The sequence below is a fragment of the Bradyrhizobium sp. Pha-3 genome, from assembly GCF_042258615.1.
In the GTDB taxonomy this organism is placed as follows: domain Bacteria; phylum Pseudomonadota; class Alphaproteobacteria; order Rhizobiales; family Xanthobacteraceae; genus Bradyrhizobium.
The window spans coordinates 5,000,182-5,018,833 of record NZ_CP170152.1; the positions used below are offsets into that span (position 1 = coordinate 5,000,182).

General features: G+C 64.8%; 15 protein-coding genes. 8 read left to right on the forward strand and 7 right to left on the reverse strand.

Annotation, left to right across the window (positions count from 1 at the left end; all coding sequences use genetic code 11):
• Positions 1-193: 193 nt before the first annotated feature.
• On the reverse strand, positions 194-1,876 hold the full coding sequence (locus ACE10Z_RS23910) for a Na/Pi cotransporter family protein (RefSeq protein ID WP_375782963.1): 1,683 nt from the start codon (positions 1,874-1,876) through the stop codon (positions 194-196).
• 245 nt (positions 1,877-2,121) lie between these two features.
• On the opposite strand from ACE10Z_RS23910, the gene ACE10Z_RS23915 reads away from it, so the two are divergent.
• Together ACE10Z_RS23915 and ACE10Z_RS23920 are read left to right on the forward strand one after the other, a co-directional pair.
• The gene (locus ACE10Z_RS23915) at positions 2,122-2,367 is read left to right on the forward strand and encodes a PilZ domain-containing protein (RefSeq protein ID WP_021079298.1); all 246 of its coding nucleotides are present in this window, start codon (positions 2,122-2,124) and stop codon (positions 2,365-2,367) included.
• Positions 2,368-2,506: 139 nt separating this feature from the next.
• Positions 2,507-3,331: a tetratricopeptide repeat protein gene (locus ACE10Z_RS23920; RefSeq protein ID WP_375782964.1), complete on the forward strand. Its 825-nt coding sequence runs from the start codon at positions 2,507-2,509 to the stop codon at positions 3,329-3,331.
• Between the two features lie 27 nt (positions 3,332-3,358).
• Here ACE10Z_RS23920 and ACE10Z_RS23925 read toward each other — a convergent pair whose 3' ends face one another.
• From ACE10Z_RS23925 to metC, 5 genes are all read right to left on the reverse strand, one after another.
• Positions 3,359-4,627 (reverse strand): CpaE family protein, encoded by a 1,269-nt coding sequence (locus ACE10Z_RS23925; RefSeq protein WP_375782965.1) that lies wholly within the window; start codon positions 4,625-4,627, stop codon positions 3,359-3,361.
• On the reverse strand, positions 4,624-5,364 hold the full coding sequence (locus ACE10Z_RS23930) for a CpaD family pilus assembly protein (protein WP_375782966.1): 741 nt from the start codon (positions 5,362-5,364) through the stop codon (positions 4,624-4,626). The genes ACE10Z_RS23925 and ACE10Z_RS23930 overlap by 4 nt, the downstream gene beginning before the upstream one ends.
• 27 nt (positions 5,365-5,391) lie before the next feature.
• Entirely contained in the window at positions 5,392-6,858 is a 1,467-nt protein-coding gene (locus ACE10Z_RS23935; protein ID WP_375782967.1) for a type II and III secretion system protein family protein, read from the reverse strand.
• Positions 6,859-6,871: 13 nt separating this feature from the next.
• Positions 6,872-7,675, reverse strand: a complete 804-nt coding sequence (gene cpaB, locus ACE10Z_RS23940) for a Flp pilus assembly protein CpaB (protein WP_375782968.1) — start codon at positions 7,673-7,675, stop codon at positions 6,872-6,874.
• A 288-nt stretch (positions 7,676-7,963) separates the two neighbouring features.
• On the reverse strand, positions 7,964-9,160 hold the full coding sequence (metC, locus tag ACE10Z_RS23945; protein ID WP_375782969.1) for a cystathionine beta-lyase: 1,197 nt from the start codon (positions 9,158-9,160) through the stop codon (positions 7,964-7,966).
• A gap of 328 nt (positions 9,161-9,488) precedes the next feature.
• On the opposite strand from metC, the gene ACE10Z_RS23950 reads away from it, so the two are divergent.
• Genes ACE10Z_RS23950 through ACE10Z_RS23965 form a run of 4 tightly spaced genes read left to right on the forward strand, consistent with a single transcriptional unit; the run spans position 9,489 to position 14,004 of the window.
• The gene (locus ACE10Z_RS23950; protein WP_176531446.1) at positions 9,489-10,505 is read left to right on the forward strand and encodes an amino acid ABC transporter substrate-binding protein; all 1,017 of its coding nucleotides are present in this window, start codon (positions 9,489-9,491) and stop codon (positions 10,503-10,505) included.
• Between the two features lie 24 nt (positions 10,506-10,529).
• A complete protein-coding gene (locus ACE10Z_RS23955) occupies positions 10,530-11,735 on the forward strand; it encodes an amino acid ABC transporter permease (protein ID WP_375782970.1) in 1,206 nt (401 codons plus the stop codon).
• Positions 11,732-13,252, forward strand: a complete 1,521-nt coding sequence (locus tag ACE10Z_RS23960; protein ID WP_375782971.1) for an amino acid ABC transporter permease — start codon at positions 11,732-11,734, stop codon at positions 13,250-13,252. The genes ACE10Z_RS23955 and ACE10Z_RS23960 overlap by 4 nt, the downstream gene beginning before the upstream one ends.
• An 11-nt stretch (positions 13,253-13,263) precedes the next feature.
• Positions 13,264-14,004 carry an amino acid ABC transporter ATP-binding protein gene (locus ACE10Z_RS23965; RefSeq protein ID WP_375782972.1) on the forward strand — a complete coding sequence of 247 codons (741 nt, stop codon included), beginning with the start codon at positions 13,264-13,266 and terminating at the stop codon, positions 14,002-14,004.
• An 83-nt stretch (positions 14,005-14,087) separates the two neighbouring features.
• On the opposite strand, the gene ACE10Z_RS23970 is transcribed toward ACE10Z_RS23965, so the two are convergent.
• Complete coding sequence (locus tag ACE10Z_RS23970; protein WP_375782973.1) at positions 14,088-15,122, reverse strand: cysteine synthase A; 1,035 nt, start codon at positions 15,120-15,122, stop codon at positions 14,088-14,090.
• Between the two features lie 587 nt (positions 15,123-15,709).
• On the opposite strand from ACE10Z_RS23970, the gene ACE10Z_RS23975 reads away from it, so the two are divergent.
• Positions 15,710-17,206 (forward strand): efflux transporter outer membrane subunit, encoded by a 1,497-nt coding sequence (locus ACE10Z_RS23975; RefSeq protein WP_375782974.1) that lies wholly within the window; start codon positions 15,710-15,712, stop codon positions 17,204-17,206.
• Positions 17,196-18,635, forward strand: a complete 1,440-nt coding sequence (locus tag ACE10Z_RS23980; protein WP_375782975.1) for an efflux RND transporter periplasmic adaptor subunit — start codon at positions 17,196-17,198, stop codon at positions 18,633-18,635. Before ACE10Z_RS23975 ends, ACE10Z_RS23980 begins: the two co-directional genes overlap by 11 nt.
• Positions 18,636-18,652: the final 17 nt, after the last annotated feature.

The following is an 18,652-nucleotide window of genomic DNA, read 5'->3' on the forward strand; positions in this document are numbered from 1 at the left end:
GCGGATCAACGGCCATAACGTCGATCCGCTGCGGATGAAATTGTCAGGCGGCCGGCTGCTGCAAGGCGAACTCCTTGGGGCCTTCGATCGCCAGCGGGACAGTATCAACCAGCTCGCGGCTGCCTCCGCGTTTCCGCAGCGGCCGCCCGGTTCCGAACACCGGCCGCCAACATAGCCTTGAAGCCGCGTTCGATCAGAGCCGCCCCGGCGCTGGAAGTTCGGCTGCATCGACCGCATTCTCGCGATCGGCGGCGGTCTCGCCGGCGGCGTCGAGCACGGGATAGGCGACCGAGCAGATGTGCGAATGGATGCGGCGAAGGTCACGCAACACGTCGAGATGCAGCGAGGTGGTTTCGATGGTCTCCGGCCGGCCTTCGCGCAGGCGCTCCAGATGGCGCTCGACGGCGGCGAGTTCGGCCGCGCGCAGCGCCGCCTTCTCGGTGAGCAGCTTGCGCGCCTCGGCGGCGTCGCCCGACATGAACACGCCGAACGCGAGCCGCAGCGAGTCGATCGTACGCTTGTGGAACGCCGACAATTCCTCAGTGCCTTCGGCCGAGAATTGCAGGCGATGCTTGATCTTCTTGGTGGCGAGCTCGCTCAGATTCTTGTCGATGATGTCACCGATATGCTCGAGATTGATCGCGAACGCGACGATCTCCATGGCGCGGTGACCCTCGCGCTCGTCCAGGCTGCCGCGGGTAAGCTTCGTGACGTAAAGCTTGATCGCCTCGTTCAGCCGGTCGACGGTGTTGTCCATCTTCGACACCTGGTCGACCAGCGCGCGATCGTTGGTCAGCATTGCCGTCATCACCTTGCGCAACATAGCCTCGGTGTGGTCGCCCATATGCAGCACCTCGCGCGCCGCATCGGCCAGCGCGAGTGACGGCGTCTCCAGCGCGCTCTCGTCGAGATAGCGTGGCCGTGACGGATCGGTCTCCTGCACCCGCTTTGGCAACAGCCGCTCGAGCAGACGTGCCAGGTGGTCGAGCACGCCGACGAACAGCAGCGCGGTCGCAACGTTGAAGGCAATGTGGAACAGCGCGGTCGCCTTGGCGAGATCCGGCTGCCAGGCGTAGATCTGCTCGGTGATCGGGCGCAGGAACGGCGCCACCAGCAGGATGCCGACGACACGGTTGACGAGGTTGCCGACCGGCAGCCGGTAGCTTGCCGGATTGTCGCGCCGCGCTCCCTCCATCAATGGATTGATGGCACTGCCGAGATTGGCGCCGAGCACGAGCGCGAATGCGGCATAGGGCGAGATGAACTGGGAATAGGCCAGCGACATCACCAGCAGCACGCTGGCGACGCTGGAATGGACCAGCCAGGTCACGACTGCGCCGATCAGGATGCAGAGCACCGGATCGCCGGTGATCGCGTTCAGGAACACGCGCACGCCCGGGGCATTCTCGGCCGGCGCCATCGTATCGAGCAGGATATGCAGCGCGAGCAGCATCAGACCGAGGCCGATCGAGACGCGGCCGAGATCCTTGATCCGGGAGCGCGGCCCGCTGCGGAATGCGACGAGGCCGACAATGAACAGCACCGGCGCCACGGCTGCGACATTGAACGACAGCACCTGCACGATCAGCGTGGTGCCGATGTTGGCGCCGAGCATGATCGCAAGCGCCGGCACCAGGCTGACGATCTCCTCGGCGGCGAAGGAACTGGTGATCAGGGCGGTCGCGGTCGAGCTCTGGAGCAGCGCAGTCAGGCCGAGGCCGGCGCCAAGGGCGGTGAAGCGGTTGTTCAGCGCCCGGGCCAGCAACAGCCGCAAATCGGGCCCGAACGCCCGCAGAATCCCGCTGTGGACCATGTGCAGGCCCCACAACAGGAGCGCGACGCCCCCCATCAGATCAAGCAGAACAAGACTTCCCATACTTCCTGAAGTTCCCGGCAAATTCGAGTCGAAGGGGGCACGCTATCGCCAAATGACGGGGGATCAACCCCTTTCTGTTCCCGTTGGAACCGGCCGGCGAGAAGGCCCCGGTAAATGATTCTCGAACATGACCGCTCAATTGCGATTGGTTCCGCTAGGCAGTTTCCAATCTTTCCCCGTTATGACGGTGGGAACGAGAAGCTGTCCAGCCGAGAAGCTATCCAGAAAAGGGCTTGGGGATCAGGATGTTTGTCAATCGCCGCAAGAGCGAACGCCGTGAGTGCCGGAGCGTCGCCAAAATTCAATTGGGCACAGGGTCGTTGCCGCGCGACTGCATGATCACCGATATCTCGGCTGGCGGCGTCAAGGTGATCGCTGAATATCTGGAGATTCCGCCGGAATTCACCATCATCCTGTCGAGCGGCAGTCCGCGTCAGTGCCGTTTGGCCTGGCGGATCGGGCACGAATTCGGCGCCCAGTTCGTCGACTGATCGAGCCGCCAGGCTGGCGGTTCGCGCCGCGTCCGGCACCGCTTCTGGGCCGGATGACGGCGAGATGATGGCATCCTTAACCGGAACTTAGGGTTAAGCTGTGAGCATCCCGGAACCTTCGCTGTTCCGAGTCTCATTGATGTCTGACAAGCTACCCCGACCTTCAGGCCGCATGCACCGTCTCGCGGGCTCGGTATCTGTCGCGCTCCTGTTGATCGGGCTGTCCGCCTGTCAGACCTCGGGTCCGTCCGATATCACTGGGTCATTGGGCGATACGGCGGAGTCCACGCCGGCCCCAGCCGACCCGCGGCGCGACATCGCGACCTACCATGAGCGCGTGCGCGCCAACCCCAAGGACACCGACGCCGCGCTGAAATACGCCCGGGCGCTGCGCGCCACCGGCCAGCGCGCGCAGGCGGTTGCCGTCATGGAGCAGGCGGTGCTGGCGCAGCCCAGCAACAAGGCGCTGCTCGCAGGCTACGGACGGGCGCTCGCCGACAACGGCAATTTCCAGCAGGCATTCGACGTGCTCGGGCGCGCCCACACTCCGGAAGACCCGGACTGGCGCATTCTGTCGGCGCAGGGCGCCGTGCTGGATCAGCTCGAGCGCCATGACGAAGCCCGCCAGTATTATGCGAGCGCCCTGAAGATCGTGCCCGACGATCCGTCGGTGCTGTCCAATCTCGGCCTGTCCTATCTGCTGTCGAAAGATCTGCCGAAGGCCGAGGAAACGCTGCGCCGGGCCCGGGATCGCGCGCCCGACGACATGCGGGTGCGAACCAATCTCGCCGTCGTGGTCGGCCTGCAGGGCCGGCAGGTCGAAGCCGAAACCATCATGAAGGCCGATCTGCCGCCCGATCAGGGCTCAGCCAATGTCGCCGCGCTGAAGCGGCTGTTGGCGCGCAGGGACGCGAGCCGCACCGATGCGGACAAGATCCCGGTCGCGGCCAGCCGCCGCGACTAGGTCCACCAGCATCTCAAATCAGGGCTGCTAGCCGGCTGCGCGGCGTCCATCGTTCCGGCGCGACTGCAGCTTCCTGAGAATCGGCGACAGGAACGACTCGCGCGTTTCGGCAAGATCGGGGCGGCCGGTCAGGCGTTGCGCGATCTGCAGGAAGGTCCTTGTGGTGCGGTGACGCGCAGAGACTTCCGCGATCATCTGACCGTTGTTGGCGGCTTCACCGAACAACCTGCAATCGAACGGGATGGTTGCGATCGGCTGGCTCTCGATCGTCTTGGCGAAGTCCTTGACCTCGATCTCGGGGCGCTTCGACATGCCGACCTGGTTCAGGCAATAGAGTGGTGGGCGGTCGTTCGGACGCGCGGTCCGCAACAGGTTCATCATGTTCTTCGTATTGCGCATGTTGGCGAGGTCGGGTTCGGCGACGATCAGGATATCGTCGGCGCCGACCAGCACGCGCTTGGTCCAGGCGGTCCATTGATGCGGAACGTCAAGCACGATGCAGGACGTGGTCATGCGCATCGTATCGAAGATGGCATCGAATGCTTCGGCGCCGAAATCGTAGACATGGTCGAGCGTGGCCGGTGCCGCCAGCAGGCTGAGGTGATCGCCGCATTTTGCCAGCAGGCGCTCCATGAAGGCACTGTCGGGGCGCTCGGGCGAGAACACGGCATTGGCGATACCTTGTGTCGGATCCTGGTTGTAGTCGAGGCCGGCGGTGCCGAAGGCGAGGTCGAGATCGACAACGACCGAATCCAGCCCGAGGTCGCGCGCGATGGTCCAGGCGACATTGTGAGCAATGGTCGAGGCGCCGACCCCGCCCTTGGCGCCCGCGACCGCGATCAGACGGCCCACAGAGACTGCTTCCGAGGACGAGAACAGGCCGCAGATCGAGCGCACGACGTCGAGCACCTTGACCGGCCCGATGACGTAGTCGTTGACGCCGCGGCGGACCAATTCGCGATACGGTGCAGTCTCGCCGGGCGTGCCGAGCACGACGACGCGGGTGCCGGGATCGCAGACCGTGGCGAGTTCGTCGAGACCGGCGAGCAAATCAATGTCCGGCTCGGTCTCCAGCATGATGACGTTGGGCGTCGGCGCCTTGTGATAGGCGTCGATGGCGGCAGCTATGCCGCCCATATGGACGGAGAGGTGGGCCTTGGCGAGTCGGCGGTCTTCGGCGGCGGCGCGCGCCGTCGTCGCGGTCGCGACGCTGGCGCAGAACGCCTGCACGGAAATCCGTGGCGCCGGCGCGATGTGGTCGTTGGCGTGCTGTGGCTCGTCTTGTTGTTCGGTCATTTCCCGGCGTCGCTCAGCTTGGCTCTATCGGCTTCGGGGTAGGTGGTCGCGGTGGACTCACCCTTGCCGTACTTCTGGAACGCGACCGACCGGCGCGGCGTGTAGGCTGCGGTTTCGGTCCGCGGCTGCACGAGGTCGGACGGATTGGCGACCATCGCGGCAAGGTTGTGCTGCGTGGAGCAGCCGAAATTGTCCCACTGCTTGTTCTCGTTGTAGCTGGGATTGTAGATCGAGGGACCCAGGTCGCTCGGCCACAAGCCGCAAGGCCCGGCGACCGCGGCCATCTTCGGATAGCTGAGGCGAATGGTCGGCAGCGCGCGCGGATCGTCGACGCGATAGGAGCGCCGGACGATAGCGTGGCCGGGCACGCCCATCGACGCCAGCACGCCGCGGATATCCTGATACACCGCCTGCGCCGAGCGCGCATTAGAGGTGTCGGCCGGGACGTCGATTGCGATCGCGCCGGTGCCGTCGCGGCGCCAGGTGCGAGCCAGTCCCATGACGTCGTCGCGTTGCGTTTCGGTGAGGTTGCCGCGGGCGCGGCCCACGAACACGACGATCGACTGCTCGCCCTCGGTGACGGCGATCGGATGCCGCTGCCGGTAGTCGTCGGGCACCGTGCCGGTGGCAATATTATCGCCGGTCAGATTGCAGCCGCCAAGCGCGATCGCGGTGGCGAGAAGGGCGCCGGACAGCGACAGCGTCCTCGCATGACCGGCTCTTGTGTTGCGTGTCATCATGGCATCCCCCAACCCTTCAGCGCCTCAGTCGATGATGAAGCCGAAATTGACCGGCGTGGCGCCGATCGGCTCGGCACGGGCGGCAACGCCGTAGATGCGATTGACGCGCGCCAGCAGTGCCGATTGCGCGTCGGAGGCCGGGGCGAACCCGTCATCGGGACGCGACAATTCCTTCTGTGCAACCGCGCGCACCACATAGGGCGTCACGATGACCATGAGCTCGGTCTCGTTGTTGACGAAGTCCTGGCTCCTGAACAGTTGTCCGAGCACCGGGATCTGATCGACGCCAGGCATTCCGTTGATGGCCTGCTTGGTCTGCTCCTGGATCAATCCGGCCATCGCGATCGAGCCGCCGGAGGGCACCTCCAGCGTGGTGTCGGCGCGGCGGGTCTTGATCGAGGGAATGGTCGTGCCGCCCTGGCCGCCGGTCAACGCGTTGTCCATCGAGACTTCGGAGACCTCGGTCATCACCTTCAGGCTGATGCGTCCCTCGGACAGCACCACCGGGGTGAAGTTGAGCGAGATGCCGAACTTCTTGAAGCTGACGGTCTGGACGCAATTCCCGATCGTGCCCGACGTCGTCGTCTGACAGGTGACACCGGTCGGAATCGGAAACTCACCGCCCGACACAAAGGTCGCGGACTCGCCGGAGATCGCCGTGAGGTTGGGCTCGGCGAGCGTCTTCACCACGCCCGCGCTCTCCATCGCGCGCAGCGTCGCGGTGACGGTCGGCACGCCGAGCTTGTTCAGCGCCGCGCCGGTCAGCAGGTTGTTGGCGAGCGGTCCGTTGTTGGCGGTGAAGGCGTTGGTGTTGTTGAAGACGACAGCGGCGGTGCCGTAATTCATGTTGGCGCTGAGATCGACGCCGAGCTGCTTGACGACGTCGCGTCGCACTTCGGCGACGGTGACCTTCAGCATCACCTGGTCGCGGCCGCGCACCACGATGGAGTTGACGACCTTGTCGGGGCCGCCGACCAGCTTGGCTGCGATGTCGCCGGCCTGCTGGGCCTCGACCGGGCTTGCCACCGTGCCGGTCAGCACGACGCTCTCACCGACGCCCTCGATCTGGACGCCGGGCAGCATCTGCTTCAGCGCGGCACGCATGCCGTTGAGGTCGCGCTTGATCGCGATGTCGTAGGAGGCGACCTGGTTGCCGTCGGCGTCGAAGAACACCACGTTGGTCTGGCCGACCGCGGCGCCGATGATATAGGCGCGCTGCGCCGAGCGGATCACGGCGTTGGCGATCTTGGGATCGGCGACCAGGACGTCCTTGGCTTCGCGCGGCAGGTCGACCACCACCGACTTGCCGACGCCGAGCGAGACGAAGCGCGTCTTGGCGGCGATGCTGCTCGTCACCGCGACGTCCGCGTTCTTGTCCGGATCGGTCGCCCTGGCGAGGGCAGGGATCAGCATCAGGGCGGTGACCGCCGAGAATGACAGCGAGCGGACCAGTGTGGCCCGCGTCGCCAGTTGTTTTGCACCAATTGTCATATCGAAGCCCCCATCACTTCTGTGTCGTCTGAGAGCTCGGGATGCCGAAACGCACCACCCGGATGCTCTCGCCCCGCTTCGGGGCATGGTCTGTGGTCTCGTCGGTCTTCTCGTTGACATCGGCGATGCTGCGCAGCGCCAGCGCCAGCGTGCCGCTCTGCCGTGCTCGCGCGAGCGTCTCGGCCTGTTCGGGCTTGAGCTCGAGGGTCACGGTCTTGCCGATGAGGGAGTTGTTGCCGTCCTTCTCCTTCGGCGCCTGGTCGATCGCCAGCACGCGCACGTTGGACAGCAGGATTTCGGTGGTGATGATGTCGCGGGTGCCCTGCTGCTGATCGGGATTCTTGTCGCGTCGCGACAGGATCACGTCGACGCGGTCGTTGGGCAGGATGAAGCCGCCGGCGCCGGTCTCCGGCGAGATTTCCGTGGAGATTGCGCGCATGCCGGAGGGCAGGATCGCGGCCATGAAGCCGCTGCCATTGGCCTTGACCAGCTTCTGCTCGCGGATCGGCTCGCCGATGATGAAGGGAGCGCGTGCGATCGAGCCGATGACGTCGTTCATGGCGTCGGCATTGGTATCGTGGCGGATGAACGCGCTGCTCGCGGTCTCGGCCGGCCAGCGCTGCCATTGCACGTCTTCAGGCTTGACCGACTGACCGAGCCCGATGTCGGACTTCGCCACCAGCACCTCGACGGTCGGCAGCTGGACTACTGGCGGCGCGACCGGCGCCGGTTTGCGATCGCCAAAGCTCGCGAGATACATGGCCGCGAGGCCTGCGACTCCGGCGATGCCGAGGACCACGATGCGTGCCGTCTTCATGCGATTGTCTGAATGCCCTTAACGCAGGGCAGTCACGTCCTTGCGGCACTGACAGCCCTTCCCGGGAGCATCAGTACGGCCGCAAAAGTATAAGGGAACTTGATGGAAGGTCCGGACAATTAAGGGATTGGTGGGGATGGTGAACGGCGAGTTATCGATGCCTTTGCATCTCCGCAGAATCCCGGAGATCGCGCGCGTGCAACGTGTGCGATGTGGAGGCCACAACGCGGCGTCACGGCCGCTCGGTCGTGGTTAATGTCGCCTAACGTGCAAGCCGGCGCGGAAGGATCAGAGCGCGGCCTTCAACGCGGCAAAACCCCGATCGAGATCGGCCTTGAGGTCGTCGAGATTCTCGAGCCCGATATGCAGCCGCAGCGTCGGTCCGCCCGGCGACCATTTGGTCGCGCTGCGATAGTCGCTGCAGTCGAACGGGATGGCGAGGCTTTCGAAGCCGCCCCAGGAAAAGCCCATGCCGAACAGGGTGAGCGCGTTGAGCATCGCATCGACTGCGGTCTGCGGCACGGGCTTCAGTACGATGCTGAACAGGCCGGAGGCGCCGGTGAAGTCGCGTTTCCAGATCGCATGCCCGGGATCGGTCTCCAGGCCCGGGTGCAGCACACGATCGACCTCGGGCCGCGCAGCAAGCCAACGCGCGATCTCGATCCCGGAGCGATGGTGCTGCGCCAGCCGCACCGACAGAGTCCGGACACCGCGCAGCGCGAGATAGACGTCGTCGGGGCCGGCGCAAACGCCGAGCAGGCGGATCGCCTCCTGCACCAGCGGCCAGGCCTTTGCATTGGCCGAGATGGTGCCGAACATGATGTCGGAGTGGCCGCCGATATACTTCGTGCCGGCCTGCATGCTGATGTCGACGCCCTGTTCGAGCGAGCGGTGATAGAGCGCCGTCGCCCAGGTGTTGTCGTCGATCATGAGCGCGCCGCGGGCATGCGCCACAACCGAGATCGCGCGGACGTCGGGCATCTCGAAGGATTGCGAACCGGGCGCCTCGATCAGCACCGCGCGGGTATTCGGCCTGAACAGCGTCTCGATGCCGGCGCCGATCAGCGGATCGAAATAGCTGGTCTCGATGCCGTAGCGCCTCAGCATGTTGTCGCAGAAATTGCGGGTCGGCCGATAGGCGTTGTCGCATACCAGCAGGTGATCGCCGGACTTCAGCACGGCGAGCAGCGTGGTGCTGATCGCGGCGAGGCCCGACGGGGCGAGACCGACGCCGGCGCATTGCGGGCCCTCCAGCGCCATCAGCACGTCCTGCAGCGCCCGCGTGGTCGGGCTGCCGTGGCGGCCATAGGTAAATTCGGCGCGATGGGCGTGGAGGTCCTCGGCGGTCGGATAGAGCACGGTCGAGCCGTGAAACACCGGCGGATTGACGAAGCCCTTCTGGGCCTTGGTGTCGCGGCCGGCCGTAACCAGGCGGGTCGCGGCGTCGTGCGGGCGGGAGGGCGTGGAGCCGTCGGAGGAGGTCATGGTTTGCTGCCGTTGGACTTTAGACTTTTTGCCGCAGCCGTACCGCGTCGGGAAGACAGGGCCACGCCGGGAGGTGTTACTAACAAGAGGTAGAAGACGTGCGTCAACCCCTTGACCCGGCTCGTCAGTCGCTATGTGATGCGCCGCAACTACCAGTCGCCGCACGTTGAGGGGCCTGCCGCGACCTACGATCCGTTGCCTGGCCGGTTTGCACGTCAAACTGACTGTCAGATCAGCAGCTTTTGCTGCAGGGGATCATTGGGATGGCCCGTGAACGCGAGGCGATCACAAAGCAAACGTCCAACGGACGACCCTGAAAGGCCTACCCATGAAACGCGTATCCCTGGCTGTCCTCCTTGCCGCTGCCGCTGCCTTGTCGGTCCAGTCCGCCTCGGCGCAAACCCTCAAGACGGTCAAGGACCGGGGCCAGCTGTCCTGCGGCGTCAGCCAGGGCCTGCCTGGCTTTTCATCACCGGACGACAAGGGGAACTGGACCGGGATCGACGTCGACGTTTGCCGGGCCATTGCCGCCGTGGTGCTCGACGACCCGACCAAGGTCAAGTTCGTGCCGCTGTCGGCCAAGGATCGCTTCACGGCGCTGCAATCCGGCGAGATCGACGTGCTGTCGCGCAACACCACCTGGACGGTGTCGCGCGACACCTCGCTCGGCGCCAATTTCACCGGCGTGACCTATTATGACGGGCAGGGCTTCATGGTGAAGAAGTCGCTCAAGGTCAATTCGGCGCTCGAATTGAACAGCGCGTCGGTCTGCGTGCAGACCGGCACCACGACCGAGCAGAACCTCGCCGACTTCTTCAAGGGCAACAACATGAAGTACGAGGTGATCGCATTCGGCAGCATCGACGAAGCCGTCAAAGCCTATGAATCCGGACGCTGCGACGTCTTCACTGACGACGCCTCCGGGCTCTATGCCAGCCGTCTGAAGCTCGCGAACCCTGCGGATCACATCGTGCTGCCGGAAATCATTTCCAAGGAGCCGCTGGGACCGATGGTGCGCCACGGCGACGACCAGTGGTTCGACATCGTGAAGTGGACGCTGTTTGCGATGATCAATGCCGAAGAGCTCGGCATCACCCAGAAGAATGTCGACACGATGCTCAAATCGGACAAGCCGGAGATGAAGCGGGTGCTCGGCACCGACGGCAATCTGGGTGAACAGCTCGGCCTGACCAAGGACTGGGTGGTGCGCATCGTCAAGGCGGTCGGCAATTATGGCGAGACCTTCGAGCGCAATGTCGGCACCGGCTCGCCGCTCGGCATCGCCCGTGGCGTCAACAATCTCTGGAACAAGGGCGGGATCCAGTACGCGCCGCCGATCCGCTGATCGGTCCGGCCAACGGCTGCCGCGATGAGCATCGCGCCCCGCAAACCACCGCTGCAATTTGCCCTCAGGCTGAAACGTGCGCTTGGCGGCAAGACCGGCTGGAACGGATTGGCCGCCCAGATTGCCTTCGCCGCGGTCCTGGCCTGGATCGCCTATGAGATCGTGGCGAATGCGCGGACGAACCTGGAGACCCAGCACATAGCGTCGGGCTTCGGCTTCCTCAATTACAATGCGGGCTTTGACGTCAATCAGAGCCTGATCGCCTACAACAATTCCGACACCTACTGGCGGGTGTTCTTCGTCGGCTTGTTGAACACGATCCTGGTCTCGGTGATCGGTATCGTCTTCGCCACCGTGATCGGCTTCGTCGTGGCGCTGTGCCGGTTGTCGCCGAACTGGCTGCTGTCGCGGATCGGCGGCATCTATGTCGAGATCGTCCGGAACTTGCCGGTCCTGTTCCAGATCCTGTTCTGGTACCTCGCAGTGCTCGCGGCGCTGCCGGCGCCGCGGCAGAGCATCTCGATCTTCGGTGCGTTCTTCCTCAACAATCGGGGCCTGATCGTGCCGCAGCCGGTCAGCGAACCGGGGCTCTATCCGTTCCTCGCCGCGCTCGCGGTCGGCATCGTCGTGGCGCTGGGCTTGCGCCACCATGCGCGGCGTGCCCTGTTCCAGCGCGGGCAGATGATCCGGATCTGGCCCTATGTGCTGGGTTGCCTGATAGGTCTGCCGCTGGTCTCGATGCTGATCTTCGGCGGGCCGTTGAAATTCGAGCTGCCGCAGCTGAAAGGCTTCAACTTCGCCGGCGGCGCGCGAGTCATCCCGGAATTCGTCGCGCTGACGGTCGCGTTGTCGACCTACACGGCGGCGTTCATCGCCGAGATCGTCCGCGCCGGCGTCATGTCGGTCCACAAGGGACAGATGGAGGCGGGCTCGTCGCTTGGCCTCAGCCGCGCCGCGACGCTGCGGCTGATCGTGGTGCCGCAGGCGATGCGTGTCATCGTGCCGCCGCTGACCAGCCAGTACCTCAATCTCACCAAGAATTCGTCGCTGGCGGTGGCGATCGGCTATCCGGATCTGGTCTCGGTGTTTGCCGGCACCGCGGTGAGCCAGACCGGGCAGGCGATCGAGATCATCGCCATGACGATGGGCGTCTACCTGCTGCTCTCGCTCGCGACGAGCGCGCTGATGAGCATCTATGGCTGGCGCATCAACCGGAGCATGGCGGCATGACCGATCTGTCCGCTCCGTCCTTTGTCCGACAGGATCTGGTCGCCGAGCGTGCGGCGCCGGCCAAGACCACTGGCTTCATCGGCTTCGTGCGAACGCGGCTGCTGAATTCGCCGGGCAACATCCTGCTCACGATCCTCGGGCTATTGCTGGCCTGGTACATCGTTGTCCCGACGGTCAAGTTCCTGCTGGTCGACGCGGTCTGGGCCGGCAAGGATCGCACCGCTTGCCTCGCCGAACAGGCGGGGCACGGGGTCGGTGCCTGTTGGCCCTATATTCAGGCCAAGCTGACGCAACTGATCTATGGCTTCTATCCGGAAGCGCAGCGCTGGCGGGTCAATCTGACCTATGGGCTCGGCGCCGCGCTGTTGCTGCCGCTGCTGATGCCGCGCCTGCCGGCCAAGGGTATCAACTCCGGCCTGTTCTTCTTCGCCTTTCCGGTGGTGGCGTTCTACCTGCTGCACGGTGGCGGCATCGCGGGCTTCGGCGTGAGCTGGACCGCCGGCCTGTTGCAATTGTTCGAGCAGAGCATTGGCGGCGCCGGCGATCTCTTGGTCAATCTCAGCAAGAGTTCGGCGATCGCCCCGCTGCCGTGGGTACTGGGCAAGGTGCTCGTCCTGGTCGGCTTTCTGATCCATTGGCTGATCTTTCCGCTGACCTGGCTGCGCGACCAGTTGCAGCTCTCGTCGCTGCCGGTCTGGGGCGATTTCCTGGTCACCGCCGTGATCGTCTCCGCCGTGCTGTTTGTGCTCGGAGGCGGCATGCGGACCGGGCACAGGGCGCTGATCGGCAGCCTGCTGACGTTTGCCGGGATCGCCGTCGGCATCAAGCTGATGGGGCTCGATCGCGGCGGCTTTCCCATCGTCGACACGCGACTGTGGGGCGGCCTGCTGGTGACGCTGGTGATCGCGATCACCGGCATCGTTGCCTCGATGCCGATCGGGATTGCCCTCGCGCTCGGCCGCCGCTCGAGCATCCCGCTGATCCGGATCTTCTCGATCGCCTTCATCGAATTCTGGCGCGGCGTGCCGCTGATCACGGTGCTGTTCTTCGCGACCTACATGCTGCCGCTGTTCGTGCCGGGCAATTTCGCCGTCGACGGCTTGTTGCGCGCCCTGATCGGCGTGGCGATCTTTACCGGCGCCTATATGGCCGAGGTGATCAGGGGCGGGTTAGCTGCGGTGGCGCGCGGGCAGGCGGAGGCCGCATCGGCGCTCGGCCTGTCCTGGTGGAAGACGACGTCGCTGATCGTGCTGCCGCAGGCGCTGCGCTACGTCATTCCCGGCATCGTCAACAGCTTCATCTCGCTGTTCAAGGATACCTCGCTGGTGTCGATCGTGGCGCTGTTCGATCTATTGGGTTCCCTGAGGGCATCGTTCTCCGACCCGAACTGGTCGACGCCGACCACGGCCTTTACCGGCTTCGCCTTTGCGGGAATGATCTATTTCGTGTTCTGCTTTGGAATGTCGCGCTACTCGCTGTTCGTCGAAAACAGGCTCAACGCTCACCGCCGCCACTGAACAAGGTCACCATGTCCACAACCCCGATCGTCAACATTTCCACGCTCAACAAATGGTACGGCGACTTCCACGTGTTGCGCGACATCAACCTTGAGGTTGGCAAGGGCGAGCGTATCGTGATCTGCGGCCCGTCCGGCTCGGGCAAGTCGACCCTGATCCGCTGCATCAACGCGCTGGAGGAATTCCAGGAGGGCGAGATCGTGGTCGACGGCATCGAGCTCGGCCCGAACCTGCGCCGGGTCGACGAGGTGCGGCGCGAGGTCGGCATGGTGTTCCAGAGCTTCAACCTGTTCCCGCATCTCACCGTGCTCGACAATTGCACGCTGGCGCCGATCTGGGTGCGCAACATCCCGAAGAAGGATGCCGAGGCGGCCGCGATGAAGTTCCTGGAGCGGGTCAAGATCCCGCATCAGGCCAACAAGTTTCCCTGCCAGATGTCGGGCGGTCAGCAGCAGCGCGTCGCGATCGCCCGCGCCCTGACCATGAACCCGAAGGTGATGCTGTTCGACGAGCCGACCTCAGCGCTCGACCCGGAAATGGTCAAGGAGGTGCTCGACACCATGGTCGATCTCGCCAGGGAGGGCATGACCATGCTGGTCGTGACCCACGAAATGGGCTTTGCCCGCGAGGTCGCCAACCGCGTCGTCTTCATGGACGCCGGTCAGATCATCGAGTCGAACACGCCGCAGGAATTCTTCGCCAACCCGCAGCACGCGCGCTCGAAGCTGTTCCTGAGCCAGATCTTGCGGTGAGCGCGCGTAGGGGCGAATTGCCAGCAGCGAATGGTGAATAGCGATTCCGTTCTATTCGCCACTCACTATTCGCTGTTCACACCTCAAACGAACGGCAGCTCGATCTTGCTCCGCTTTTCCAGCCATTCCGGGACCGGCAGGTTCTTCGAACGCATGAAGGCCGGGTTGAACAGCTTGGACTGATAGCGGTTGCCGGAGTCGCAGAGAATGGTGACGATGGTCTTGCCGGGGCCGAGCTGCTTGGCGAGCTGGATCGCGCCCGCGATGTTGACGCCGGTCGAGCCGCCGAGGCACAGGCCTTCGTACTCCAGCAGCTCGTAGATGATGGTCACGGCTTCCTCGTCGGAGACCAGGAACGCATCGTCGACGTTCGCGGTTTCGATCACCGGTGTCTTGCGTCCGAGGCCGATGCCTTCGGTGATCGAGTCACCGGGCGTCGATTTGACCTGGCCGTTCTTGAACAGCTCGTACATCGCGAAGCCGTGCGGATCGGCGCAAGCGGTGACGATATCCTTGTTCTTTTCCTTCAAATAGCGGCTGATGCCGGCGAGCGTGCCGCCGGTGCCGACCGAGCAGATGAAGCCATCAACCTTGCCGTTGGTCTGCTGCCAGATCTCGGGTCCGGTCGAGTCGTAATGCGCCTTGGGATTGTCAAGGTTGTTCCACTGGTCGGCGAACAGCACGCCGTTTGGCTCGGTCTTGCGCAGCTGCTCGGCGAGACGCTTGCCGAGATGCTGATAGTTGTTCGGATTGGAGTAGGGCAGCGCCGGCGCCTCGACGAGCTCGGCCCCGCACAGCCGCAGCATGTCCTTCTTTTCCTGGCTCTGCGTCTCCGGAATGACGATCAGGGTGCGATAGCCCCGCGCGCTCGCCACGACCGCAAGTCCGATGCCGGTATTGCCCGCGGTCGATTCGACCACGAGCCCGCCGGGCTTCAGATCGCCGCGCTTTTCGGCCTCCAGGATCATCCCCTTGCCGGCGCGATCCTTCACCGACTGGCCGGGATTCATGAATTCGGCCTTGCCGAGGATGGTGCAGCCGGTCAGTTCGGATGCGCGTTTCAGCTTGATGAGGGGGGTGTTGCCGATCGCTTCAATGACGTCTTTGTTGAATGCCATGTCGGGGAATTTCTTTGCCGGTCTGTGTCTTGCTTGCGGCGAACCTAGTGTGCTGATCGAAAAAGGGAAGGGCTTTTGCACTGCGGCAAATGGCGGGTTCACCACGCTGAACCGATTGGCGCCCACCCTATGGGCATCGCGGAGAAGGCTGTTTTGCCGCGGCCGGGTCGTCTGGCAGAATCGTTCTGCGGTCAGCGCTTTTGCGTCAGTTGTGCGCGATCGACCAAGTCAAGGCCTGGCGAGGCGGGGCGTGCCGCCGCGAGATCGTTGTCGCTCCGGCGCATCTTGCGGATTCGGAGCAACAGGGCCGAGAAATCCCCATGAAATCTTTGTTAGAAAGATGACTTGCGGCACCGGTCTGAAACGCATGGGAATGCCGTAAAATAGGGAAAAGCCGGCATTCCTTGTAGCCACGAATCGCTTGCGATGCGACGTCGCACGACCGTGACAGGGCTGTCCGCCCTATCGTCCCAAGGGTAGGATGGGACAGCCAGGTTCCATTGGAAGCATTACCGCGTGCACGTCACCCAGACCATTGCTGACTGCGTCATTCGTGCGCCATGGGCGAAGTCTGGCTTTGGCGGAGAATGGGTGTGACCCAGCCCGCGTCCGTGATGGTGCCTGGAGGCCGGTTCGGCCTCGCCGTCCGCATGCGACGGCTCGCGGGACGCTCGCTTGTCGCGCTCGGCCTGGTCGCGGGCTCGGCTGGCTGCATTCTGACCCAGGACATCCCAGATCCCGCGCTCGACGTGCCGCAGGGCTACAAGGCCGCGCGCCTTAGCCGGCCGGGCGACGCGCTTCCGACGCTCGACTGGTGGCGAGGCTTCCGCTCCAGGGAGCTGACGCAGCTGATGGAGGAGGCGCAGACCGTCAACCTCGACATCGCAGCCGCCGTGGCGCGTTTCCGGCAGGCCGACGCGCTGGCGCGGCAGGCGGGCGCGGCGCTGCTGCCGACCGTCAATCTCAACGGGTCTGAAACCTACTCACGAACCTCCGGCTCCAGCGCCAGCGGCCTCACCAACGGCGGGCGCGAGGTGGTGAACTACAGCGCCTCGCTCAGCGCCAGCTACCAGCTCGACTTCTGGGGCCAGAATCGCGACGCGGCACAAGCGGCGGAGGAGACTGCCGTCGCCAACCGGTTCGACCGCGAAGTGGTGGCGCTGACCACATTGGCGAGCGTCGCCAACGCCTATTTCACCGTGCTTGCCACCCAGGACCGGCTGCGCACCGCGCAGCGCAACATCGCCAGCGCCGAGCGTATCCTCAACGCGATCCGGGATCGCTTCAAGGCCGGCACCGGCACCGATCTCGATGTCGCGCAGCAGGAGAGTGTGCTCGCGAACCAGCGTGCGCTGGTGCCGCCGCTGCGGCAGACGCTCGACCAGAACGTCAACGCGCTCGCGGTGCTGGTGTCGCGGCCGCCGGAGAGCGTGCGCGTCGCCGGCGGCTCGCTTAATTCGGTCGCCATTCCGCGCGTCACGCCGGGCCTGCCGTCCGAATTGCTCACCCAGCGTCCCGATATCCGCAGGCAGGAGGCGCAGCTCGCGTCCGCGACCGCCAATGTCGGCAGCGCGCGGGCCCAGTTCTTCCCGAGCATCCAACTGACCGGGACGGGCGGCTACCAGAGCCAGGCGCTGGTCTCGCTGTTCCAGCCGCATGCGGCCTTTTTCAACCTGGTCGGCGGCATGACCCAGCCGATCTTCGATGGCGGCCGGATCCTCGGCAATTTCGAGAATGCAAAGGCGCGGCAGGACGAGTTGCTGCAGACCTATCGCAAGACGGTCGTGCAGTCGTTCACCGATGTCGACAACGCGCTGGTCGCAATTCGCGAGACCACGCGGCGGCTGCAGCTGCAGCGTGACGTGCTGTCGTCGTCGCGGCGTGCCTTCGACCTGGCCGAGCAGCAGCTCAAGGCCGGCACCGCCGACATCGTAACTGTGCTAAATACGCAGCTGACCCTGTTCCAGGCGGAAGACGCACATTCCCAGGCCCAGCTGGCCCGGCTATTGGCGATCGTGAGCCTGTACCAGGCCCTGGGGGGCGGCTGGGAACCGAAGGTGGAAAGACCGGTCGATGCTCTTTAAGCCCGACTCGACGGACGACAAGAAAAGCTCAGCCCCACGCAAGCGGAGCCTGGTCTCGCGCCTGCTTGGACGCATGGTGTCGCTGCTCATCACACTCGTGATCCTCGGCGGGCTCGGCTATCTCGGTTGGCTCGCTTTCCAGCCCAAACAAAATGGCGGCGGTGGGCGCGGCGCGGGCGCGCGGCCCGATCTGCCGGTGCCGGTGCTTGCGGCCACGCCGCAGGTGCATGACGTGCCGGTCTATCTCGACGGCGTCGGCTCGGTGAAGGCGCTCAACACCGTCACCGTGCGCTCGCAGGTCGACGGCAAGCTGCTCAAGGTGAATTTCGTCGAGGGCCAGGACGTCAAGAAGGACGACGTGCTCGGCGAGATCGATCCTGCGATCTATCAGGCGCAATACGATCAGGCGGTAGCCACGAAGGCCAAGGACGAAGCGCTGCTCGCCAATCAGAAGATCGACCTCGGTCGCTATGAGCAGCTCGCAGCCACCAACGCGGGCTCCAAGCAGCAGGCCGACACGCAGCGTGCGCTGGTCGCGCAGCAGGAGGCGATCATCAAGGCCGACCAGGCCCAGATCGACAATGCGCGCGCCACGCTCGGCTATACCAAGGTCGTTGCGCCGATCTCCGGGCGCGCCGGCCTGCGGCTGGTCGACCAGGGCAACATCATCCACGCCTCGGACATCACCGGGCTCGTGATCCTGACCCAGCTGCAGCCGATCGCGGTGTGGTTCAGCCTGCCGCAGCAGCAGATCATGCGGGTCAACGCCGCGGCGGCAAAGGGCCAGCTTGCGGTCGATGTGTTCGGCAATGACGGCGTCACCGTGATCGATACCGGCAAGCTGACCGGCATCGACAATCAGGTCGATCCGACCACCGGCACACTGAAGCTGAAGGCTGAACTGCCGAATGCCAGCTATCAGCTCTGGCCCGGCCAGTTTGTCAATGTGCGGCTGAAGGTCGAGACCTTGCCGCAGGCGATCGTGGTGCCGACCTCGGCCGTGCAGCGCGGTCCGGCCGGGACCTTCAGCTACGTGATCGGCGCGGACAATACCGTCACCGCCAAGCCGGTCACGGTCACGCAGCAGAACGAGCATGAAGCCGTCATCGCGAGCGGCCTGACCACGTCGGACCGCGTCGTGACGACGGGCTTTGCCAATCTCGCCGATGGCTCCAAGGTCGTGGTCGGCAAGGACGACGGGCCGCCGGCCGCCGATCTGGCGCCGCGCAAGCGCAGCCGCACTCCGGACGGCAAGCGCGGGGCGCAGGGCGACGGCCAGAGCAAGGACGGCAAGCAAGACGCGCAGGGCAAGAACGGCGAGCAGCGCGGCCGTCGCGACCACAGCGAGGGCGATCAGAAGGGCCAGACCGGGCCGGCGCCGGCAGCAGGGGGCGAACAGTCGGGCGGCGCGCCGAAGGCGCAGCCATGACCGACATCCTGACCTCG

Coding starts and splice junctions, on each gene's coding strand:
- ACE10Z_RS23975 (WP_375782974.1), top strand. CDS start 15,710: ATGGGTGTGACCCAGCCCGCGTCCGTGATGGTGCCTGGAGGCCGGTTC.
- ACE10Z_RS23955 (WP_375782970.1), top strand. CDS start 10,530: ATGAGCATCGCGCCCCGCAAACCACCGCTGCAATTTGCCCTCAGGCTG.
- ACE10Z_RS23980 (WP_375782975.1), top strand. CDS start 17,196: ATGCTCTTTAAGCCCGACTCGACGGACGACAAGAAAAGCTCAGCCCCA.
- ACE10Z_RS23930 (WP_375782966.1), bottom strand. CDS start 5,364: ATGACACGCAACACAAGAGCCGGTCATGCGAGGACGCTGTCGCTGTCC.
- ACE10Z_RS23965 (WP_375782972.1), top strand. CDS start 13,264: ATGTCCACAACCCCGATCGTCAACATTTCCACGCTCAACAAATGGTAC.
- ACE10Z_RS23970 (WP_375782973.1), bottom strand. CDS start 15,122: ATGGCATTCAACAAAGACGTCATTGAAGCGATCGGCAACACCCCCCTC.
- ACE10Z_RS23935 (WP_375782967.1), bottom strand. CDS start 6,858: ATGACAATTGGTGCAAAACAACTGGCGACGCGGGCCACACTGGTCCGC.
- metC (WP_375782969.1), bottom strand. CDS start 9,160: ATGACCTCCTCCGACGGCTCCACGCCCTCCCGCCCGCACGACGCCGCG.
- ACE10Z_RS23960 (WP_375782971.1), top strand. CDS start 11,732: ATGACCGATCTGTCCGCTCCGTCCTTTGTCCGACAGGATCTGGTCGCC.
- ACE10Z_RS23925 (WP_375782965.1), bottom strand. CDS start 4,627: ATGACCGAACAACAAGACGAGCCACAGCACGCCAACGACCACATCGCG.
- ACE10Z_RS23950 (WP_176531446.1), top strand. CDS start 9,489: ATGAAACGCGTATCCCTGGCTGTCCTCCTTGCCGCTGCCGCTGCCTTG.
- cpaB (WP_375782968.1), bottom strand. CDS start 7,675: ATGAAGACGGCACGCATCGTGGTCCTCGGCATCGCCGGAGTCGCAGGC.
- ACE10Z_RS23915 (WP_021079298.1), top strand. CDS start 2,122: ATGTTTGTCAATCGCCGCAAGAGCGAACGCCGTGAGTGCCGGAGCGTC.
- ACE10Z_RS23910 (WP_375782963.1), bottom strand. CDS start 1,876: ATGGGAAGTCTTGTTCTGCTTGATCTGATGGGGGGCGTCGCGCTCCTG.
- ACE10Z_RS23920 (WP_375782964.1), top strand. CDS start 2,507: ATGTCTGACAAGCTACCCCGACCTTCAGGCCGCATGCACCGTCTCGCG.